The sequence below is a fragment of the Microbacterium sp. genome, from assembly GCF_035554235.1.
Taxonomy (GTDB): Bacteria; Actinomycetota; Actinomycetes; order Actinomycetales; family Microbacteriaceae; genus Microbacterium.
Genome location: NZ_DATMIO010000077.1, coordinates 1 through 3797, shown reverse-complemented (window position 1 = coordinate 3797; position 3797 = coordinate 1). Strand labels below are relative to the sequence as shown.

Annotated in this window: 6 protein-coding genes; 2 read left to right on the top strand and 4 right to left on the bottom strand. The window is 70.1% G+C overall.

Going from position 1 to position 3797, the window contains the following annotated elements:
• A partial coding sequence (locus VNT50_RS03850; protein WP_325483781.1) for an aldo/keto reductase occupies positions 1-629 on the bottom strand: 629 nt, incomplete at its 3' end.
• Between the two features lie 42 nt (positions 630-671).
• Between VNT50_RS03850 and VNT50_RS03845 the strand changes: the two genes are divergently transcribed.
• Positions 672-1139 carry a GNAT family N-acetyltransferase gene (locus VNT50_RS03845; protein WP_325483780.1) on the top strand — a complete coding sequence of 156 codons (468 nt, stop codon included), beginning with the start codon at positions 672-674 and terminating at the stop codon, positions 1137-1139.
• A 19-nt stretch (positions 1140-1158) separates the two neighbouring features.
• The gene (locus tag VNT50_RS03840; protein WP_325483779.1) at positions 1159-1797 is read left to right on the top strand and encodes a LysE family translocator; all 639 of its coding nucleotides are present in this window, start codon (positions 1159-1161) and stop codon (positions 1795-1797) included.
• 4 nt (positions 1798-1801) lie between these two features.
• Here VNT50_RS03840 and VNT50_RS03835 read toward each other — a convergent pair whose 3' ends face one another.
• The 3 genes from VNT50_RS03835 to VNT50_RS03825 form a co-directional block, all read right to left on the bottom strand.
• Positions 1802-2686 carry an SDR family oxidoreductase gene (locus tag VNT50_RS03835; RefSeq protein WP_325483778.1) on the bottom strand — a complete coding sequence of 295 codons (885 nt, stop codon included), beginning with the start codon at positions 2684-2686 and terminating at the stop codon, positions 1802-1804.
• Positions 2683-3462, bottom strand: coding sequence for an enoyl-CoA hydratase/isomerase family protein (locus tag VNT50_RS03830; protein ID WP_325483777.1), 780 nt, complete (start codon positions 3460-3462; stop codon positions 2683-2685). The genes VNT50_RS03835 and VNT50_RS03830 overlap by 4 nt, the downstream gene beginning before the upstream one ends.
• A gap of 28 nt (positions 3463-3490) precedes the next feature.
• Positions 3491-3797 (bottom strand): SDR family oxidoreductase (locus VNT50_RS03825; RefSeq protein WP_325483776.1); only part of this gene is annotated, 307 nt, incomplete at its 5' end.

Genomic DNA, 3797 nt, shown 5'->3' with positions numbered 1-3797 from the left:
GCCATCGGCGACCACACGATCTGCGAGATGCCGAGCTCCTGCGAGGCGGGCACGACCTTGCCCTCGATGACACGCCATAGCATCGAGTACTGCGGCTGATTCGAGATGAGCTGGATGCCGAGGTCCTTGGCGAGCGTGTGGCCCTCGCGCAGCTGCTCGGCCGTCCACTCCGAGACGCCGATGTAGAGCGCCTTGCCCTGGCGCACCACGTCGGCGAACGCCTGGAACGTCTCCTCGAGCGGGGTCTCATAGTCGAAGCGGTGTGCCTGGTACAGGTCGATGTAGTCGGTGCCCAGGCGCTTCAGCGACCCGTGCACCGAGTCCATGATGTGCTTGCGGCTGAGGCCGGTGTCATTCGCGCCCTTCGGGCCGGTCGGGAAGTACACCTTCGTGAAGATCTCGAGCGACTCACGGCGCTCGCCCCTCAGGGCCTCGCCCAGCACGGACTCGGCGGCGGTGTTGGCGTAGACATCCGCCGTGTCGAATGTCGTGATGCCGAGCTCCAGAGCCGCACGGACCGTCTGGATGGCCGCGTCGTTCTCGACCTGCGAGCCGTGCGTGACCCAGTTTCCGAACGTGATCTCCGAGATCTTGAACCCGCTGTTGCCGAGGTAGCGATAGTTGACCATGACCTCAACGCTACCGGCGCTTCTGCGGTCTACGGTGGACGGGTGGAAGACGACCTCGAGATCCGCCCGATCTCGCCGGAGGACGCCGGCGAGGTGCTGACGCTGCAGCGCGCCGCGTTCGTGCAGGAGGCCCTGATCTACGGCACCCCCGACATGCCGCCGCTCACCCAGACGCTCGAGGAGCTCGAAGCCGAGCTGGTCTCGAACGAGGGATGCGTCGCGCTCATCGGGCCCCGGATGGTCGGGGCGGTGCGCGCCCGGGTGGACGGCGACCTGCTGCTCGTGGGCCGGCTCGCCATCGCGCCCGACATGCAGGGCCGCGGGATCGGCTCCCGTCTGCTGGCGGCGGTCGAAGAGCGATCGGATGCCGGCGAGGCGGAGCTCTTCACGGGTTCGCTCAGCGAGGCGAACCTTCGGCTCTACGAGCGCGAGGGCTACGTCGAGACCGAGCGGGTCACGGGCGACGACGGCATCGAGCAGGTGTTCCTGCGCAAGCGGCTGCGCGACTGATCGCCGGTACGCTGAGCTCGTGGTACCCATCGACAACCTCCTCGGGTTCATCGTCGCGGCCGCGGTGCTGGTCATCATGCCCGGGCCCAGCGTGCTGTTCACGATCGGGCGCGCCCTGGCCCTGGGGCGCCTCGGCGGGCTGCTCAGTGTGCTCGGCAACGCCCTGGGCATGATTCCGCTCGTCGCGGCGGTCGCCCTCGGCGTCGGCGCGATCGTCGCCCAGTCGGTCGTGGTCTTCACGATCGTCAAGTTCGCGGGCGCCGCCTACCTGGTCTTCCTCGGCGTGCAGGCGATCCGGCACCGTCACGATGCCGCACGCTCGTCAGGGGCCGGTCGCGCTCCCCGCTCGCGATGGCGCCAGCTCGGAGAGAGCTTCGTCGTCGGCATCACGAACCCCAAGACGATCGCGTTCTTCGTGGCCGTGCTGCCCCAGTTCGTGGACCTCTCTGCCGGGTCGGTGCCGCTGCAGCTCTTCGAGCTCGGCATGCTCTTCGTCGTGCTCGCGCTGATCTGCGACTCGGTGTGGGCGCTCGCCGCGAGCGCCGCGCGCGATTGGTTCGGGCGCTCGCCGAAGCGCCTCGCCGCCATGTCGGCGACCGGCGGCGGGCTCATGATCGGGCTCGGCGGTGCCTTGGCGCTCTCGGGCGCGAAGCACTGAGCGGCTACACGAAGATGTCGGGGAACAGCCGGTCATCGGGCGTGCCGGGAACGGCCGCGTAGCCCGCGAAGTCGGTGACACCGGCATCCGTCAGCACGTCCTCGACGATGAGCGTGCGCCCCGTGAACTCCCGTGCGGGCTTGATCAGCACTTCGTACGCGGCGTCCGCGTAGACCGCCGGCGTGCGGCTCGCGGCCATCACCCGATCGCCACCGAGGAGGTTCTGCACCGCAGCGGTCGCGATCGTCGTGCGGGGCCAAAGGGTGTTCGCGGCGATGCCGTCCGGGGCGAACTCGGCCGCGAGGCCGAGCGTGACCATCGTCATGCCGTACTTGGCCAGCGTGTACCCCGTGTGCGCGCCGAGCCATTTGGGGTCGAGGTTGAGGGGCGGCGACAGCGACAGGATGTGCGGGTTCGCGCTCTCGCGCAGAATCGGCACGGCCGTGCGAGAGAGCATGAAGGTGCCGCGGACGTTGACGTCCTGCATGAGGTCGTACTTCTTCGCGGCGAGATCGAGCGAGGGCGAGAGGTCGATGACGCTCGCGTTGTTGATCACGATGTCGATGCCGCCGAACTCGCCCTGCGTCTTCAGCACGGCCTCGGTGATGTCGTCGTCGTTGCGCACGTCGCCGACGATCGGCAGCGCGTTGCCGCCGGCCGCACGGATCTGCTCGGCCGCGGAGTGCACGGTGCCCTCGAGCTTCGGATGCGGGGTGTCGGTCTTCGCGAGCATCGCGATGTTCGCGCCGTCGGCCGCGGCGCGCAGGGCGATCGCGAGGCCGATGCCGCGGCTGCCGCCCGACATCAGGATCGTCTTGCCGGCGAGCGTGCCCACGCGCCCGGAGGCTCCGGGCGATGCGCCGGGGGCGGGAGGGGGCGTGGGAATCATCGCTTTTCCTTTCGGGCGGCCGCTGCGGCCGCGAACGCGGCGACGCGGGCCTGGGCTTCGGGGGTGTCGAGGGCGGCGCCGATCGATCGGGCCTCCTCTGTGAGCTGGTCGGCGAACGAGCGCGTCGGGGAGTCCCGCACGAGGCGCTTGGCCTGGCCGTACGCGCGCGCGGCGCCGGCGAGCCAGAAGCGGGCGACCTCCTCGGCGCGGGTCCGCACCTCGTCGGCCGGAACGACCTCGGCGACGAGGCCCCAGGCGAGGGCCTCCTGCGCCGTCAGCATCCGGTCCTGCAGCACGAGCTGCAGGGCGCGGCGCTCCCCCACGGCGCGGGCGAGCTGTGCCGAGACCGACAGGTCGGGGGTCAGGCCGATGTTCGCGTACAGGCTGCCGATGCGGGAGTTCTCGCCGATGACGGCGTAGTCGCCGCTGAGCAGGATGCCGAGCCCTCCGCCGGCGGTCGTGCCCTGCGCCGCGACGACGACGGGGATCGATGACTCCGCGAGTGCGCGGATGCCGGAGTTGATGACGTGCGCGAGCGCGGTGATCCCGGCGCCCGTCGTCCCGGAGGCCATGGCGTGGACGTCGCCGCCCGCGCAGAAGTGCGAGCCTTCGGCATCCAGCAGAATCGCGCCGATGTCGTCGCGCGTCGTCGCCTCGGCGGTCGCGCGCGCCCACGCGCGCGCCATCGCGTCATCGAACGCGTTCATGCGCTGCGGGCGGTTGAGGGTGATGCGGGCGAGCCCGTCGTCGACCGTCAAGCTGAGCGGTTCGGTCATTGCGCTGCCTTTCCGAAGGTCACGACGCTCATTTCGGCGCCATGCGGATGGCACCGTCGAGCCGGATGGTCTCGCCGTTGAGGTAGCCGTTCTCGACGATGTGCATGACCAGAGCAGCATATTCGTCGGGCCGACCCAGGCGGGAAGGATGCGGCACCTGCTCGCCGAGGGAATCCTGTGCGGCCTGCGGCAGGCCCTTGAGCATCGGCGTCTCCATGATTCCGGGAGCGATCGTGCAGACGCGGATGCCGTAGCGCGCGAGCTCACGGGCGACCGGGAGGGTCATCGCGTGCACCCCGCCCTTGCTCGCGGCGTAGGCGGGCTGGCCGATCTGG